The sequence below is a fragment of the Halobacillus sp. AWH4_228 genome (genome assembly GCF_056158365.1).
Genome location: NZ_JBSWTE010000001.1, coordinates 2,826,799 through 2,841,287, shown reverse-complemented (window position 1 = coordinate 2,841,287; position 14,489 = coordinate 2,826,799). Strand labels below are relative to the sequence as shown.

General features: G+C 49.2%; 15 protein-coding genes. 10 read left to right on the top strand and 5 right to left on the bottom strand.

Annotated features, from left to right (window positions below):
• Positions 1 to 73 precede the first annotated feature (73 nt).
• The 7 genes from ACXADP_RS14700 to ACXADP_RS14670 all read left to right on the top strand — a co-directional run bounded on the left by ACXADP_RS14700 (position 74) and on the right by ACXADP_RS14670 (position 9,676).
• A complete protein-coding gene (locus ACXADP_RS14700; RefSeq protein ID WP_474971821.1) occupies positions 74 to 1,480 on the top strand; it encodes a diaminobutyrate--2-oxoglutarate transaminase in 1,407 nt (468 codons plus the stop codon).
• Positions 1,481 to 1,571: 91 nt separating this feature from the next.
• Positions 1,572 to 2,990 (top strand): pyridoxal phosphate-dependent decarboxylase family protein, encoded by a 1,419-nt coding sequence (locus tag ACXADP_RS14695; RefSeq protein WP_474971820.1) that lies wholly within the window; start codon positions 1,572 to 1,574, stop codon positions 2,988 to 2,990.
• Positions 2,977 to 4,746, top strand: a complete 1,770-nt coding sequence (locus ACXADP_RS14690) for an IucA/IucC family protein (RefSeq protein ID WP_474971819.1) — start codon at positions 2,977 to 2,979, stop codon at positions 4,744 to 4,746. Before ACXADP_RS14695 ends, ACXADP_RS14690 begins: the two co-directional genes overlap by 14 nt.
• Positions 4,736 to 5,314 carry a GNAT family N-acetyltransferase gene (locus tag ACXADP_RS14685; protein ID WP_474967918.1) on the top strand — a complete coding sequence of 193 codons (579 nt, stop codon included), beginning with the start codon at positions 4,736 to 4,738 and terminating at the stop codon, positions 5,312 to 5,314. Before ACXADP_RS14690 ends, ACXADP_RS14685 begins: the two co-directional genes overlap by 11 nt.
• Entirely contained in the window at positions 5,292 to 6,623 is a 1,332-nt protein-coding gene (locus tag ACXADP_RS14680) for a lysine N(6)-hydroxylase/L-ornithine N(5)-oxygenase family protein (RefSeq protein WP_474971818.1), read from the top strand. Before ACXADP_RS14685 ends, ACXADP_RS14680 begins: the two co-directional genes overlap by 23 nt.
• Before the next feature lie 9 nt (positions 6,624 to 6,632).
• Positions 6,633 to 8,450, top strand: a complete 1,818-nt coding sequence (locus ACXADP_RS14675; RefSeq protein ID WP_474971817.1) for an IucA/IucC family protein — start codon at positions 6,633 to 6,635, stop codon at positions 8,448 to 8,450.
• 17 nt (positions 8,451 to 8,467) lie between these two features.
• Complete coding sequence (locus ACXADP_RS14670; protein WP_474971816.1) at positions 8,468 to 9,676, top strand: aspartate kinase; 1,209 nt, start codon at positions 8,468 to 8,470, stop codon at positions 9,674 to 9,676.
• 33 nt (positions 9,677 to 9,709) lie between these two features.
• Here ACXADP_RS14670 and ACXADP_RS14665 read toward each other — a convergent pair whose 3' ends face one another.
• Positions 9,710 to 10,432, bottom strand: coding sequence for a thermonuclease family protein (locus tag ACXADP_RS14665; RefSeq protein ID WP_474967922.1), 723 nt, complete (start codon positions 10,430 to 10,432; stop codon positions 9,710 to 9,712).
• Between the two features lie 130 nt (positions 10,433 to 10,562).
• The gene (locus ACXADP_RS14660) at positions 10,563 to 11,312 is read right to left on the bottom strand and encodes a potassium channel family protein (RefSeq protein ID WP_474971815.1); all 750 of its coding nucleotides are present in this window, start codon (positions 11,310 to 11,312) and stop codon (positions 10,563 to 10,565) included.
• Positions 11,313 to 11,434: 122 nt separating this feature from the next.
• On the opposite strand from ACXADP_RS14660, the gene ACXADP_RS14655 reads away from it, so the two are divergent.
• On the top strand, positions 11,435 to 11,674 hold the full coding sequence (locus ACXADP_RS14655; RefSeq protein WP_474967924.1) for an indolepyruvate ferredoxin oxidoreductase subunit alpha: 240 nt from the start codon (positions 11,435 to 11,437) through the stop codon (positions 11,672 to 11,674).
• 104 nt (positions 11,675 to 11,778) lie between these two features.
• Entirely contained in the window at positions 11,779 to 11,958 is a 180-nt protein-coding gene (locus ACXADP_RS14650) for a hypothetical protein (protein ID WP_027953604.1), read from the top strand.
• A gap of 265 nt (positions 11,959 to 12,223) precedes the next feature.
• Here the strand turns inward: ACXADP_RS14650 and ACXADP_RS14645 are convergent, their stop codons facing one another.
• The 3 genes from ACXADP_RS14645 to ACXADP_RS14635 all read right to left on the bottom strand — a co-directional run bounded on the left by ACXADP_RS14645 (position 12,224) and on the right by ACXADP_RS14635 (position 13,018).
• Complete coding sequence (locus ACXADP_RS14645; RefSeq protein WP_160834986.1) at positions 12,224 to 12,340, bottom strand: YjcZ family sporulation protein; 117 nt, start codon at positions 12,338 to 12,340, stop codon at positions 12,224 to 12,226.
• Positions 12,341 to 12,426: 86 nt separating this feature from the next.
• On the bottom strand, positions 12,427 to 12,612 hold the full coding sequence (locus tag ACXADP_RS14640; protein WP_474971814.1) for a hypothetical protein: 186 nt from the start codon (positions 12,610 to 12,612) through the stop codon (positions 12,427 to 12,429).
• Positions 12,605 to 13,018 (bottom strand): ECF transporter S component, encoded by a 414-nt coding sequence (locus ACXADP_RS14635; protein WP_474971813.1) that lies wholly within the window; start codon positions 13,016 to 13,018, stop codon positions 12,605 to 12,607. Before ACXADP_RS14635 ends, ACXADP_RS14640 begins: the two co-directional genes overlap by 8 nt.
• Positions 13,019 to 13,449: 431 nt before the next feature.
• Between ACXADP_RS14635 and ilvE the strand changes: the two genes are divergently transcribed.
• On the top strand, positions 13,450 to 14,352 hold the full coding sequence (gene ilvE, locus ACXADP_RS14630; protein ID WP_474967926.1) for a branched-chain-amino-acid transaminase: 903 nt from the start codon (positions 13,450 to 13,452) through the stop codon (positions 14,350 to 14,352).
• The last annotated feature ends 137 nt before the right edge of the window (positions 14,353 to 14,489 follow it).

The following is a 14,489-nucleotide window of genomic DNA, read 5'->3' as shown; positions in this document are numbered from 1 at the left end:
AGAAATATAGGACTAATTGATAATGATAATGGTTATCAATTAGTGTTGACAATGAAAATCATTATCAACTAAGATGGCATTGGATCAACAACACGACGTTAAAGGAGTTGGAAACATGAGTGTACATACAGAAATTTCAAATCATCAGCTGTTGGAACAGCAGGAGAAGAGAGAATCGAACGCCCGGTCCTATCCGCGACGCATTCCACTGGCGATCAAGGAAGCGGAAGGCATTCATATCACAGATGTGGAAGGACGGAGATACATCGATTGTCTGGCCGGCGCGGGAACGCTTGCTCTCGGTCACAATCACCCTGTGGTGACTGCGGCGATGGAGAAAGTCCTTCATGACCGCCTGCCTTTACATACATTGGACATTACCACCGAAGTTAAAGAAAGCTTTGTCGATGAGCTGTTTATGAGTCTGCCGGAATCTTTCCGTGAAAGGGCGAAAGTGCAGTTCTGCGGTCCGACAGGAGGAGACGCGGTTGAAGCAGCGCTCAAGCTTGCTAAGACCGTGACAGGAAGGCAGAGTATTTTAACCTTCCAGGGAGGATACCATGGCTCCACACACGGGACGATGTCCATCAGCGGCAATCTCGCTCCGAAGCAGCGGGTGCAGGGACTTGTTCCTGATACCCATTTCCTTCCTTACCCCTATGATTACCGCTGTCCATTCGGCAGAGGTGGCGAAGAGGGAGCTGAGCTGAGTGCTGCCTATATCGAACAACTCCTGGATGACCCGGAAAGTGGAATCCTTCCTCCAGCTGCAATGATTTTTGAAACAGTTCAGGGGGAAGGAGGATCGATCCCGGCCCCGGTTGAATGGATCCAGGAGATGAGGAGGATTACGAAGGAACGGGGAATTCCGCTGATTATCGATGAAGTTCAAACAGGCATCGGCCGTACGGGAAAACTGTTCTCGTTTGAACATGCAGGGATTGTTCCGGATGCTTTCGTCCTGTCCAAAGCGATTGGAGGGAGCCTTCCTCTTTCTGTTCTCATCTATGACCGTGATTTGGATGCTTGGGAACCGGGCGCACACATTGGAACCTTCCGGGGCAACCAAATGGCGATGGCGGCAGGGACCGCAACTTTGAAATATGTGAAAAATCATCGGATTCCAGATCATGCCGAGCAGATGGGAAGGATTTTGATGCAGGCTTTATATGATATCCAAAAGGAATACCCTCAGCTGGGGGATGTCCGAGGCCGCGGGTTGATGATCGGAGCTGAAATCGTAGACCCAGCAGGTAAGGAATCTAAGCGGGGCAGCTTCCCGGGGGATGGCAGGCTTGCCAGCCGTATTCAAAAGGAATGTTTTGATCGAGGACTCATTTTAGAGGTAGGAGGTCGTCACGGCGCTGTCGTCCGTTTTCTGCCGCCGCTGATTATTACGAAAGAACAGGTGGAGGAAGTTACGGATATCTTCCGTAAAGCTGTTGAGGCAGCAGTGAAAGGATATGTCCATGAGGGCTGAATCGAGGAAACAGACTGATCTTTTTGAATCCTTTTTCCTTCACCAGGAGGAAGAGAGTCTCCAGGCATTTCAAAGTCAGGTGGAGACGGTCATGCAAACATTTACGGAAACATTCAAGCAGGCGGATCATCCCTTCTCCGGCGCACAACCGGAGGAAATCCGCAGGCAGATCGAGGCCGTCATGGATATAACAGAAGAAGCACGCCCTTTCCAGGATGTGCTGAAGGAAGCAGTTCAGCCTGTCATCCGCGACAGCCTGCATGTCTCCCATGAAAAAAGTATGGCACACCTGCACTGTCCCCCACTCCTTACGGGAATTGCCGGTGAACTGCTGATCGGAGCTTTGAATCAATCGATGGACTCGTGGGACCAGAGCCCTGCCGCTACTTATGTAGAGGAGGCCATGATCCGGTATTGGACATCCAGGGCAGGCTACGGCAATCAGGCGGATGGCGTTTTTACCAGTGGAGGAACTCAATCCAATTACATGGGACTGCTGCTGGCGCGTGATGCTTTCTGCAGGAAACAGTGGAACCATAACGTTCAAAAACAGGGGCTGCCGGAAGGCTTTAAGAAGCTGAGGATCCTTTGTTCAGAGGAAGCTCACTTTTCCGTGAAAAAGTCTGCGGCACAGCTTGGTCTTGGAGAGAACGCTGTCGTTTCCGTACCAGTCGACGGAGAGCACCGGATGAACGGTTCTGCTCTACGGCAGATCATAATGGAAATGGAAGAACAGGAACTGCTTCCTTTTGCCGTTTTTGCTACTTCCGGAACAACAGATTTTGGAAGCCTTGACCCATTGGAGGAACTGGCAGACATCTGCAGGGAAAATGACATCTGGTTTCACGTTGATGCCGCTTATGGAGGAGGGCTCCTTCTCAGCAGTCACCGTCATAAACTGGCCGGTCTGGAGCAGGCGGATTCCATGACCCTCGATTTTCATAAATGGTTATACCAGCCAATAAGCAGCGGTGTGTTTCTACTGAAGGATTCCAATCATTTCAAATGGATTTCCCATCATGCCGATTATTTGAACCCGGAACAGGATGAACAGGAAGGCGTTCTGAACCTCGTCAACAAGAGTGTCCAGACGACCCGGCGCTTTGATGCATTGAAAATTTTTCTGACGTTAAAAACGCTCGGCACAGATTTGATCGGCAGTATGATCGACCAGACGATTGAAACAGCCCGGCTGGCGGCGCAGGAAATGACAAGGCGGTCCGCTTTTTATCCGGCAAATCCAGAACCACAGTTGTCGGCCGTCGTCTTTCAGTACAGACCGGATGATGGTGATGGGGACGTGGATCGCTTGAACCGGAAACTGCAGCAGGCGTTATTTCAGGACGGAAGAGCGGTGGTGGCGAAAACGAAGGTCCATGGAGAAACCCATCTTAAGCTTACAATTTTAAATCCGAGAACGTCGATTGATGATGTGAAGGACGTCCTTGATCGTGTCGAACAAACAGCAGCACAGCAGATGACAGGAGGGATCCACCTTGATAAGAGCTGAAGAAAAAGCAGAGCAGGCTTCGATGCAGAGTTTTCTCAATTGTTATTTAAGAGAAACACAGGAATATGAACGAATCGATACAGAAGATCATCCATTCCGGGAAGAGGGGCAGACCGTGCTTCGTCTGTCTCTTGGCAGACAGGACATTCACCTATACGTAAACGTGGACTACTGGTCCTTGACAGGCCGACACCTTTTCCGATTTCCGGCTTTTTACAAAACAGGCCGAACCGGAGAATACCAAACACTGGATTACGTGACGATGACGACACTGATTGTCAAGGAATGGCTCATCGGCAACGGCCGGGAATGGTCTGAGGACGAACTGGTGCTGAGGGTTCTGCTCAGCTGCAAAAAAATTAAAGGCTATATCAAAAAGCGTGAGGGGGATCGGGAACAGCTTTCTGATGAGTTCTTTACATTTATAGAAGCCGAACAGTCGCTCCTTTTTGGTCATCTTCTGCACCCCACTCCAAAAAGTAAGCAGGGGTTGACAGATGGAGAGGATGACCTTTATACCCCGGAATTGAAAGGCCGCTTCCGGCTTCACTATTTCAGCGCAGACCCATCCATCGTCACCCAGGATTCCAGTCTTTCCAAACCGGCTGTCGAGTGGATCAAAATAGATGCCCTCAAAGGGGAGCAGGCAGAAAGAATGACAGAAGAATGGGAGAAAGGGCGGTACCTGATTCCGCTTCATCCGCTGCAGGCTGCTAAGGTTCTCCAAGAAAAAGAGGTTGAGGAACTGCTGAATAAAGGGCTGTTAACGGACCTCGGGCCGGCAGGTGAACCGTTCACGGCTACTTCTTCCTTCCGGACGCTGTACAATGAATCCTCCCGGTTTATGTATAAGTTCTCGGTACCTGTGAAAATTACAAACTCCCTCCGTGTCAATCAACCGAAGGAACTGGCGCGTGGCGTGGAAGTATCGAGACTGCTGGATACAGAGCTTGGAAGCTGGATGAGGGAGAAGTACCCGGATTTTCATATTATTAAAGACCCTGCCTCTGTGAACGTGGTGACAGGCTCAGAGGTTTCCGGTTTTGAAGTAGTCCTCAGGGAAAATCCGTTTTACGACGATGAGGCTCAGGTTACAGCGGCTGCTGCTCTCGTTCAAGATCATGCCTATGGTGAAAAAGCAAGGCTGGCGTCGATCATTCACGGTCTCGCAGAAAAGGAAAAGCGGACACTGGAAGAAGTCAGTATGGATTGGTTTGACCGTTATTTATCCATGAGCCTTGATCCGGTGCTGTGGCTGCTGTCCAATTACGGGATTGCACTCGAAGCCCACCAGCAGAATTCCCTTGTACGTCTGAAGGAGGGGTATCCTTCTCAGTTCTATTACAGGGACAATCAGGGGTATTACTTCAGTCGTTCTTATGGTGCAAAACTGTCCAACCTGCTTCCATCCCTGAATGAGGAAAGTGACACCATTTGTGACGATGAGGTGGCTGAAGAGCGGCTCCGCTATTACTTTTTCTTTAATCATTTATATGGAATCATTAACGGATTCGGGGTGAACGGTCTTGTAGAGGAGGAAAAGCTGATAGATCTGCTGCAAAGCCGTTTGGCCGCATGGCTGCCGATGAACGTTGTTCGAACCCTGCTGGAAGAAGAGCAGCTTCCATGTAAGGCCAACCTGTTAACACGTTTGTATGATATGGACGAGCTTGTTGGTCCGATGGAATCCCAGTCTGTGTATACGAACGTGCATAACCCATTGGCTGCAAAGGTGGGCGCGCATCATGAGGTTTGATTATGAATTCTATGATCCTGCCATCGCGCGCTCGCTGGCATTCAGACAGGTGCAGGAAGAGGACGGCCCGCTCATTCATACATGGATGAACGAGGAGCATGTGCATCCATTCTGGCAGCTGAACCTCCCTTGGCCGGAATTTTACACCCATTTTCAGAAGGCAGGGAATGATCCTCACCAAACGCTTTATATCGGATGTATGAACGGTACTCCTATGAGTTACTGGGAAGCTTACTGGGTGAAGGGAGACGTGGTGGAGGGCTGTTATAATCCATCTCCCTATGATCAGGGCATCCACCTTCTGATCGGCGAAAAGGATTTTCTTGGCCGGGGGTACGCCCTGCCGTTATTAAAAGCCATGGTGCAGTTTCAATTCAGGCACCAGAATACAACAAAGGTCGTGGCTGAGCCGGACATCCGCAATGAAAAAATGATTCATGTTTTTAAGGCGTGTGGATTCAGGCCGGTGGCACCGATTACGCTCCCTGATAAAGAAGCCCTCTTGATGTTTTGTGAGCGGGAAGAGTTCGAAAGGAGATGGAAAGATGAAGCCTTCCTACGTATATGATGTGATCGGAGTGGGTCTTGGCCCGTTCAATTTAGGGATGGCGGCGCTGCTTGACCCTGTTGAGGACGTCTCTGCCCTCTTTTTCGAAAAGGAAGAGGAATTCAACTGGCATCCGAACATGCTGATTGAAGGCACGACCCTTCAAGTCCCTTTCTTTGCCGATCTTGTCAGCATGGCGGATGTCCGGAGTGAGTACAGCTTCCTTCATTACCTGCAGGAGCATCAGCGGCTCTACCATTTTTATTTTTTGGAGAAATTCCATATCCCCCGGAAAGAATACAACGCCTACTGCCGCTGGGTAAGTGGATGCCTCACGTCCTGCCGCTTCGGCCGAACCGTTACCCGTGTGGACGTAGTAGAAAAGGAATCCGGCGCTGTATATGAAGTAGGCGTCCTTCAAGAGCAGACGGGGGCGGAGGAGGTGTACTACGCAGAGAATGTGGTGATCGGAATTGGTACACAGCCATACATCCCGCCTGCTTTTCAGGAAACTCTCGGAGATACGGTTTTTCACACGTCCAAGTATTTAGAGAAAAACATCCGTCCGGATCAGTCGATCGCTGTCCTTGGATCCGGTCAGAGCTCCGCAGAGGTGTTTCTTGATCTGGCCCGCAGCCAGCAGGATTCAGAAGGAAGTCTGCAGTGGTATACAAGATCGAACGGCTTCTTTCCTATGGAATACTCCAAGCTCGGTCTTGAATACTTCTCCCCCGATTATATCGATTTTTTCTATGAACTGCCGCAGGAAAAGAAGGATGCGCTTCTGAAGGATCAAGGGCTGTTGTATAAAGGAATCAGTGCTGAAACCATTGCGGATATTTATGATCATTTATATGAACGGACGATTGGAGGAGCGTCCCCGGACATCCACCTTCAGGCGATGACAGAACTAACATCCATCCATTGGGAAAACGGACGGTGGACACTGAGTGGTGTTCATAGGCTTAAGGAAGACACGGTAGAGGCAGAAGCTGATGTGGTCGTGTTAGGCACGGGTTATCAGCCGGCGGTACCTACTTTTCTCCAGTCGATTCAAGACAAGGTCTTATGGGATGAACAGGGGCGTTTTCAGATTGAGAAAACCTATGAATTGAAAACGACGATCAAGACACAGGGGAGTCTTTTTGTTCAGAATGGTGAACTTCACTCCCACGGGGTGGGGGCTCCTGATCTTGGTCTTGGCGCGCATCGGAATGCAGTCATTATCAACAGAATTGCCGGCCGGGACGTGTATCCGGTACAGGTCGAAAATGTGTTCCAGACGTTTGGAGCAGTCAGGAAGCCGGAACATTCAAGCATGAAGAAATGAGGGATGAACATGTATAAACAAGCGGAAGTTTCCAATAGTTTCAACGAAGCGGACTGGAAAGCGGTCAATCGGAAGCTGATGGCCAAGATGCTGGCCGAATATATGTATGAAGATATGATCCGTCCGGAATTGATTGCGGAGAATGGGAAGACGAAGAAATTTGATCTCCACGCTTTGGGCGGAAAAGTGTATACGTTTGAAGCCGTCAGCCGTCTGTTTGACAGCTGGGACGTGAAGGACGCATCCATAACCGTCAGACACGGCCTAGAAGTAGAAGAACCGGACGATGCAGTTCAGCTTCTGATTGACCTTAAAGATGCGATTGGCATGAAGCCGGAAACGACCGGGCATTTGATCAAGGAACTACAGGCGACATTAATGGCGGACGTTTACTTGAAAAGAAAGACGGACCGGACATCCCGTGATCTGATCGATCTCGATTATGCGGAACTGGAAGGATATATGGAAGGCCACCCGTGGATTACCTACAATAAAGGCCGGATTGGCTTTGGCTATGATGACTACTTGAGGTATGCGCCGGAACATCAGGAAGAAATCCTTCTATCCTGGATTGCTGTGCATCACAGTCTCGCTGAATTCCAGGCTGTGGATGGACTTTCCTACAAAGATCTGCTGGAAAAAGAATTGAGCCAGGAAGAAAGAGAGCGGTTTGCCGCCGTTGTGAAACAAGAAGGGAAGAATCCAGACGAATATTATTTTCTCCCTGTCCATGAATGGCAGTGGAAAAACACCATTGTCCTGCATTTCCCAGGCGAGCTGGCACGAAAGACCATGATCCCGCTCGGTGATGGTCAGGACAAATACCTTCCACAGCAGTCCATCCGTACGTTCGTCAACCGAAGCGAAAAGGATAAGCACCACGTGAAGCTTCCAATGAGTATTTTGAACACACTGGTCTACCGTGGTCTTCCTGCCGAACGGACACGGATTGCCCCGAAGGTGACGGCCCTTATCAAGGGGATGTATGAGAAGGATGATTTTCTTAAGCGGGAGTGCCGGGTGATTCTTCCTGGAGAGAACGCCAGTATCAATGTAGACCAGCCCCACTTCGCGTCTGTGAAAAACGCCCCGTATCAATACCTGGAAATGCTCGGGACAATCTGGCGTGAAAGTATTTATACATATGTGGAAGAGGGGGAGCAGCCCATTACACTTGCAGCGCTGCTTCATAAAGACCATCAAGGCACCCCTTACGTGCAGGCGCTGATTGAAGCGTCAGGCATGGATCCGGAAGCATGGATGCGTCAATTTTATAAAGTGATCATGGATCCACTGCTTCACTTCCTATATCAATACGGGACGGTTTTCAGTCCGCACGGGCAGAATACCATTCTTGTCCTGAAAGACTACAAGCCTCACCGCCTGGCGGTCAAGGATTTTGTCGATGATGTCAATGTGACGGATCAGCCGTTCGAAGAATTGAAGGACCTCTCTGAGGAAATGAAGGAAGTGCTCCGCAGTGAACCGCCCGAAGGATTGACGCAATTTATTTTTACAGGATTGTTTATCTGTCACCTCCGCTACTTAAGCGACGTGCTGGAAACGCATGAGCTGTTGACAGAGGATGTGTTCTGGGGCCTTCTGGCAGAGGCGATCCAGGATTATCAACGGAAGTTTCCGCAGCTGGAGGATCGGTTTGCATTGTTTGATTTCTTCAAGCCGACGATGACCAAGCTGTGCCTGAATCGAAACCGTATGGTTGATTACGGATATGAAGATGGTGAAGACCGTCCTCATGCATCGGAATTCGGTCAGGTAACGAACGCCCTGGCAGCCTTCAAGAATGAAATGGAACAGATAACCTGACGGAAAGAGGGATCATGGTGGAACTTGTCGTACAAAAATATGGAGGCACATCCCTGCAGACAACGAAGCGGATGACTGATGCGGCAGATCGGATTATCAAGGAAGTGAAAAGAGGCCGTCAAGTCGTTGTCGTTGTTTCTGCTATGGGCAGAACGACAGACAACTTGACCGCTCTTGCCGGACAAGTTTCCTCCCGTCCTGCAGCAAGAGAAATGGATCTTCTCCTTTCTACAGGGGAGCAGGTGTCGTGTGCATTAATGGCGATGGCACTGAAGGCCGGGGGAGTGGAGGTCGAAGCGCTGACTGGAGCACAGGCCGGAATTAAAACGGATTCCAGCTACGGTGAAGCCCTTGTGAAAGACGTCGACCCTGAACCCATAAGGCATAGACTCAGGGAAGGAAAGGTGGTCATTGTCAGCGGTTTTCAAGGCTGTCCCGGAGGCCATGAAGTGGCAACCCTCGGGCGTGGAGGATCGGATACGACAGCAGCGGTGCTGGCTGGTGTCCTGAAAGCGGACCGCTGTGAAATTTTCACGGATGTGGACGGCGTTTATACCGCAGATCCAGGAACAATCACAGGAGCGCAGAAATATGAACAGTTGGATTACGAAAGCTTGTCTGCCCTTGCAGAGCTCGGCGCATCCGTTGTCCACCCGAGAGCTGCGGCTGCAGCGGAAGCCTGGCAGATCCCTTTGGTTGTCCGTTCAAGCTTTACGGAGCAGGAAGGGACGACCATTCTTCCAAGGACCTTGAGTCCCCATTCTTTTCCTGTGATAGGAGTGACTTATGAAACAGGACTATCCCACTTCTCTATCCATAGTGGGATAGATGTGAGGGAATTGCAGAGAGAATGGAAGAAAGATTTGCGTCCTTGCAAAGCGGTTCAAAAAATAAAAAACCGTCTATACAGAATTCTTGTACGTGATGAAGATGCATATGATACAAAATCCTGGCTCAACCAATTCGGTGGAAGACCGGAGGGGATAGTTCCTGAATATTATGACGGGAGGGCCCTCGTGCATGTCATTTTCAGATCCGAGGAAGACAAGCAGAAAGTACGCTCGCTTATGAGGAATCTTCCATGTCTTCAAGATGGTTTTGTTGTAGAAATTCAGCCGCATGTCTGGACGATTGATGTTCCTGAGAGTCACAGGATAGAAGTCTGTCAGGTCCTTCACGATCGTTGTATGGAAAAGGAGACAGCACGTACATCAGCTGTTCATTAAAAAAATCCGGTCTCCGTGGTGAGACCGGATTTTTTAGGACAGGCTTTCACAGACCCGTCCATCCTTGTCGGACCCATCCAGACGATGGGGATCCTGTTCAGGTCCGCCGGCGTCTTCATAAAAGGTCTGGGCTTCTTCTTGTGTATGAAAGTCCGAGCAGTCCTTGTCGTCCCCTTCGGGCGGGGCTTTGTGGCTGGAAGAGCTGCTTTCATTCTGTCCGTCTTCAAAACCTTCTGCAAATCCGTCCTCTGTCACGTATCCTGGGAGACTCCAAATCCCCTTTTTATGGTCGGAGGCTTCCTGCTCCGCATCCTTCAACTTCCCGGCATGCGTATAAGGAGGGTCATAGACATAGGCATAACGGGCAAGGCCTTTTTCCAGCAGAAGTTGATTAAAAGAGGTATCCTCGACCCATATGTAGGCAAGCAGCCGGTCGTACTTGTCACGCTCGGGGCCGTCAAACTCCAGCTGAACTTCTTTTCCCGACAATGTTTCCTTCGCGAATTGACTCGCTTCTTTTCCATAGGGCTGCACAGGTTTGCCGGGATGGACGGTCTCAGGTGTGTCCACCAGCAGCAGGCGCACCGTTTCTTCTTTGCCGTTCCACTCTATATGCAGCGTGTCCCCGTCGACAACGCGGGTGACGACGGCCGTTTCAAGCTCGCCGGACGTCGTTTCTACCGCCTGGCATCCAGCAAGGAAAAGAAAAGTGACAACGAGCATGAGAGGTTTGATCCATGAATGTTTATCGAGCATAAGATGTTCTCCTTCCCCGGTCATCCTCTGGTTTTTTTCTACTTTTCTTTAGACGCTCCTTCAATGGACGGGAAGACCTGAATGTGGACGGCCGGGATTCGTACATAAAGAAAAAAAACCGAGGGAGACGTTAGTGACGCCTCCGTCCGTTTTCTTTATGCTTGATTCTTTCTTCTGCATGCTCCTCGTTCATTTCTGTAAGAAGAAATACGAGGCGGTCGCGTTCCTTGTTGGATAGTTCATCATAACGGTCGAGTTCCGATTGGATATAGCGGATCGTGTGGTGTCCATCCTTCGGTTTCTTGACGAAATAGGTGGTAATGGAACCGGTAAGCATCCCGATCAAACCGATCCCTATGACCATCAGGAAAATGGCGACGAGCCTGCCGGAAAGTGTGGAAGGGGCGATGTCTCCGTAGCCGACGGTGGTGACTGTCACAATCGACCACCACAAACCGTCGGCATAAGAGTCAATATTTTCCTCCGCATGCCGGATAATGACGGAAGAGGCAAACAGCATGACGGATGAGAACAGGAGGACACGGTCCAGTCCGTTTGTCCTTAGGATTTTAAGCAGGTGGGGGAAGTGCCGCCGGACAATGAGCAGCATTCGCAAAAGACGGAACAGCCTTGCCACACGGGCAAGCTGAAAAATGCTCTCTAAAGGAATGGCGGCAATGACTTCAAGCGGATGCTTTTTTATGTAATGCAGTTTATCCTTTGAACGCAGGATCCGGATGGTAACGTCGACGAAAAACAGCAGCCAGACAAACCGGTCCAGAAAGATGGCAGCCGGATGGTCCGACCATAAATACATGACGGATAGTAGTGCAAGTGTGAGTAAAACGGTTTCGTAGATGACGGCCCATTTTTTTACCATCAGTAGAATCCCTCCCTGAATGCGTGTACGTCCTCCTATCTATTATAAATCGGTCTGCCGAGTTGACAACCTGCCTGTTTCTTCGAGAAACTGGGACTATATGAAAAGAAGGAGAGATACATATGGCATTTGTCATTACACAGCCCTGTGAAGGCGAACAGGCAGGAGAGTGTGTCAGTGTCTGCCCGGTCGACTGTATTGAACAGGGGGAGGACCAGTACTATATCAATCCCGATATCTGCATCGACTGCGGAGCCTGCGTGTCGGTGTGCCCGGTGGATGCGATCGTTGAAGAGTATGAGATGAGGCCGGAGGAAGAACCATATCTTGCAAAGGCCGAAGCCTTCTTCGGTGTCGACTGACGCAGGGAAGCTGGTAAAATAAGTATTGTTAGTAAGCAGGAAAACCGGGTAGACAAAGAGAAGTAATGATATAATCTTTTAATCTTTGTACAGGAGTTGATTGGATGCTGATGTCGGCTTATCCGCCCGAAAAATCATTCGAGGACAGGTATGCTTTAATTGACCACCTGAGAAATCTCGGCTACACCGAAGACCTGCTTGGAAAGAAAACGGTGGAGATGACGCTGCCTGAACTGCAGCAGATCTACATCAATCTGGAGTATCAAAGAGAAGAGCGTGCGTAGGAAAAGCTGAGGGACCTGTGCAGGGTCTGTCGTTGCGTTTTGGTTTTAAGTTATATTGAAATAGAAAAACCGGAGCGGGGAGCTCCGGTTTCAGGGGAGACATATACAGGTAGAGTTCGTTTTATGCCTCGATGCCATTATAACCTTTTCTATATTAAAAAAACAAATATCCACTGTCAGTCAGTGATGAACGAACCAGAAGGTGGTGAATACCTCTGGTTCTTTTTTGTAGAGTGGAGAACAGACGTCCGTTCTCCATCATCGATTAATAATAAAACGATGCACCTACGATAATCAACAGGATGAACAATACGACGATTAGAACGAACGTGCTGCCATATCCGCCACCGCCGTAACCGTAGCCACCATAACCACAGCCCATGCTTTTCACCACCTTTTTTTCAGCTATATCACAAACTATGTAGAAAAGGGGCAGGAGGGCAGGGCGGATGTCCGGGGGCGGCCGGGTTAAAGGTCAGGCAGCCGTCTGTTCACCAGCCGTAAAAGCCTCAGCGCTAGCGGAAGACCTAAGGCATAGACCGTGCAGATTTTTATGAAGTTAAAAGGGAGAACGACAAAAACGACAGCCGTGCGAAAGTCACGGGCAAACGGATTGAAGGCGGTAAACCCCTCTACATAAACAGACTCACTCACACCGATAAGGCTCATCACCACAGGCAGAATGAAATAATAATGAAGATACATCCAACATAGGAAAAGAAGGACCGATACCATCAGGCTGAACGGGTCGACCTTCTTCTTTTTTTTTGAAAAAAGCCCCCATCAATCCGACAATCAGCGATCCGGAAAGGAAATTGGCGAGCTGTCCGACGGGAAGTCCGGCGTAACTTCCATGAAGGAGGTAGTCGGCAGCGTTTTTCAACAGCTGTATGATGATCCCCGCCCCTGAACCGAAGACCAGCGCACCAATAAGGGCTGGAATGTCACTGAAATCCATCGTCAGAAATACGGGAAAAAAGGGGAGCGGGAATTTCAAGTAGTAGAGCACAATACGGATGGAAGCGAGCATTGCTGTGCCGCTCATTTTTGACAATGACATAAGGGAATTCCTTTCTATACAGATGTTTATTCATATCGGGATTTCATACCCCGGGTCACATGAAATAAACATGCGGTTTCTTTTCTTTTTTCTCTCTTCAGGCCCGCCATGGAGATAAAAAAGAAAAAAAGAAAGTCTTTCTAATCGGGCGAAGTCAATCATCTCAACGGTGTAAGCGCTTTACGAATTCATTGAATAATTGGAGTGTTCAGAAAATTTAACGAAAACCTGTTGACCTTCTGTGAAAATCCGTTTAGAGTAGTCCTCAATCAACCACATCGATTACACCCAATCGTCCGGTTGGTTCATGTGGAAGCCCTGAACTTGGACCCTGTATAAGTGGAATATTCACCTTCTTAGAGGGTCCACATTTTCTTTATCATTCTTTAACTATTTCAAACATTAAATAATAAAAGAAAGGAGTGCTGAGGATGAGCAGCCAATGGATTTATATGAGCGGCGAGTACGTGAAGAAAGAAGAGGCCGTCGTTTCTGTCTATGATCATGGTTTCTTATATGGAGATGGGGTGTTCGAAGGCATTCGCGTTTATGAAGGCAACATTTTCAAGCTCGATGAGCATTTAAACCGCCTTTATGATTCAGCGAAATCGATCATGCTCCAAATTCCATATGAAAAGGAGGAGCTTGAGGAAATTATCGCAGAGACGGTCCGCCGCAACCAGCTGGAAACGGCTTATATCCGGGTTGTCGTTTCAAGAGGATCAGGCAATCTTGGTCTTGACCCATCCAGCTGTGCAAATCCGCGTCTGGTTGTCATTGCTGAAGCACTCGCTTTATTTCCAAAAGAACTTTACGAGCGGGGAGTCCGGCTTGCTTCCGTATCAAGCAGAAGAAACCGGCCGGATGTCCTTCCACCGCAGGTGAAGTCTTTAAACTACTTAAATAACATTCTTGTAAAAATGGAAGCGAATCAGGCGGGCGTGGATGAAGCGCTCATGCTGAATGATCAGGGGTATGTAACGGAAGGCTCCGCCGATAACATTTTTATTGTTAAGAACGGGACCATCTTTACACCACCAACCTATCTTGGTGCTCTCGAAGGAATTACAAGAAATGCCATCATGGATCTCGCAGAAGCGAAGGGGTATACCGTGAAGGAGCAGCCTTTTACACGCCACGACGTGTATGTCGCGGATGAGGTGTTCCTCACTGGAACCGCTGCAGAAGTCATCGCCGTCGTCGAAGTTGATCAGAGGCAGGTAGGAAATGGGAAACCGGGTGTTGTGACCAACCATCTCTTGTCCGAGTTCAGACAGGTAACAACAACAGATGGTTACAAGGTATACGGCAAGAATCAGGCGCACGTAAGCTGATGCAGCGCATTTTGACAACTGAATCAACCTAAAACAATGATAGGAAAAAGGGATAAGGCCTTGTATTCACAGAGAGCCGGGGTTGCTGGAAGCCCGGAAATACATCTTATTCTGACATCATCCTTGAGTGTCCCCGC

Excerpts from the sequence above, each read along its gene's own strand:
- ACXADP_RS14685 (WP_474967918.1), top strand. The coding sequence starts at position 4,736 with ATGAGGTTTGATTATGAATTCTATGATCCTGCCATCGCGCGCTCGCTG.
- ilvE (WP_474967926.1), top strand. The coding sequence starts at position 13,450 with ATGAGCAGCCAATGGATTTATATGAGCGGCGAGTACGTGAAGAAAGAA.
- ACXADP_RS14660 (WP_474971815.1), bottom strand. The coding sequence starts at position 11,312 with ATGGTAAAAAAATGGGCCGTCATCTACGAAACCGTTTTACTCACACTT.
- ACXADP_RS14700 (WP_474971821.1), top strand. The coding sequence starts at position 74 with ATGGCATTGGATCAACAACACGACGTTAAAGGAGTTGGAAACATGAGT.
- ACXADP_RS14635 (WP_474971813.1), bottom strand. The coding sequence starts at position 13,018 with ATGTCATTGTCAAAAATGAGCGGCACAGCAATGCTCGCTTCCATCCGT.
- ACXADP_RS14650 (WP_027953604.1), top strand. The coding sequence starts at position 11,779 with ATGCTGATGTCGGCTTATCCGCCCGAAAAATCATTCGAGGACAGGTAT.
- ACXADP_RS14680 (WP_474971818.1), top strand. The coding sequence starts at position 5,292 with ATGAAGCCTTCCTACGTATATGATGTGATCGGAGTGGGTCTTGGCCCG.
- ACXADP_RS14695 (WP_474971820.1), top strand. The coding sequence starts at position 1,572 with ATGCAAACATTTACGGAAACATTCAAGCAGGCGGATCATCCCTTCTCC.
- ACXADP_RS14645 (WP_160834986.1), bottom strand. The coding sequence starts at position 12,340 with ATGGGCTGTGGTTATGGTGGCTACGGTTACGGCGGTGGCGGATATGGC.
- ACXADP_RS14665 (WP_474967922.1), bottom strand. The coding sequence starts at position 10,432 with ATGCTCGATAAACATTCATGGATCAAACCTCTCATGCTCGTTGTCACT.
- ACXADP_RS14675 (WP_474971817.1), top strand. The coding sequence starts at position 6,633 with ATGTATAAACAAGCGGAAGTTTCCAATAGTTTCAACGAAGCGGACTGG.
- ACXADP_RS14655 (WP_474967924.1), top strand. The coding sequence starts at position 11,435 with ATGGCATTTGTCATTACACAGCCCTGTGAAGGCGAACAGGCAGGAGAG.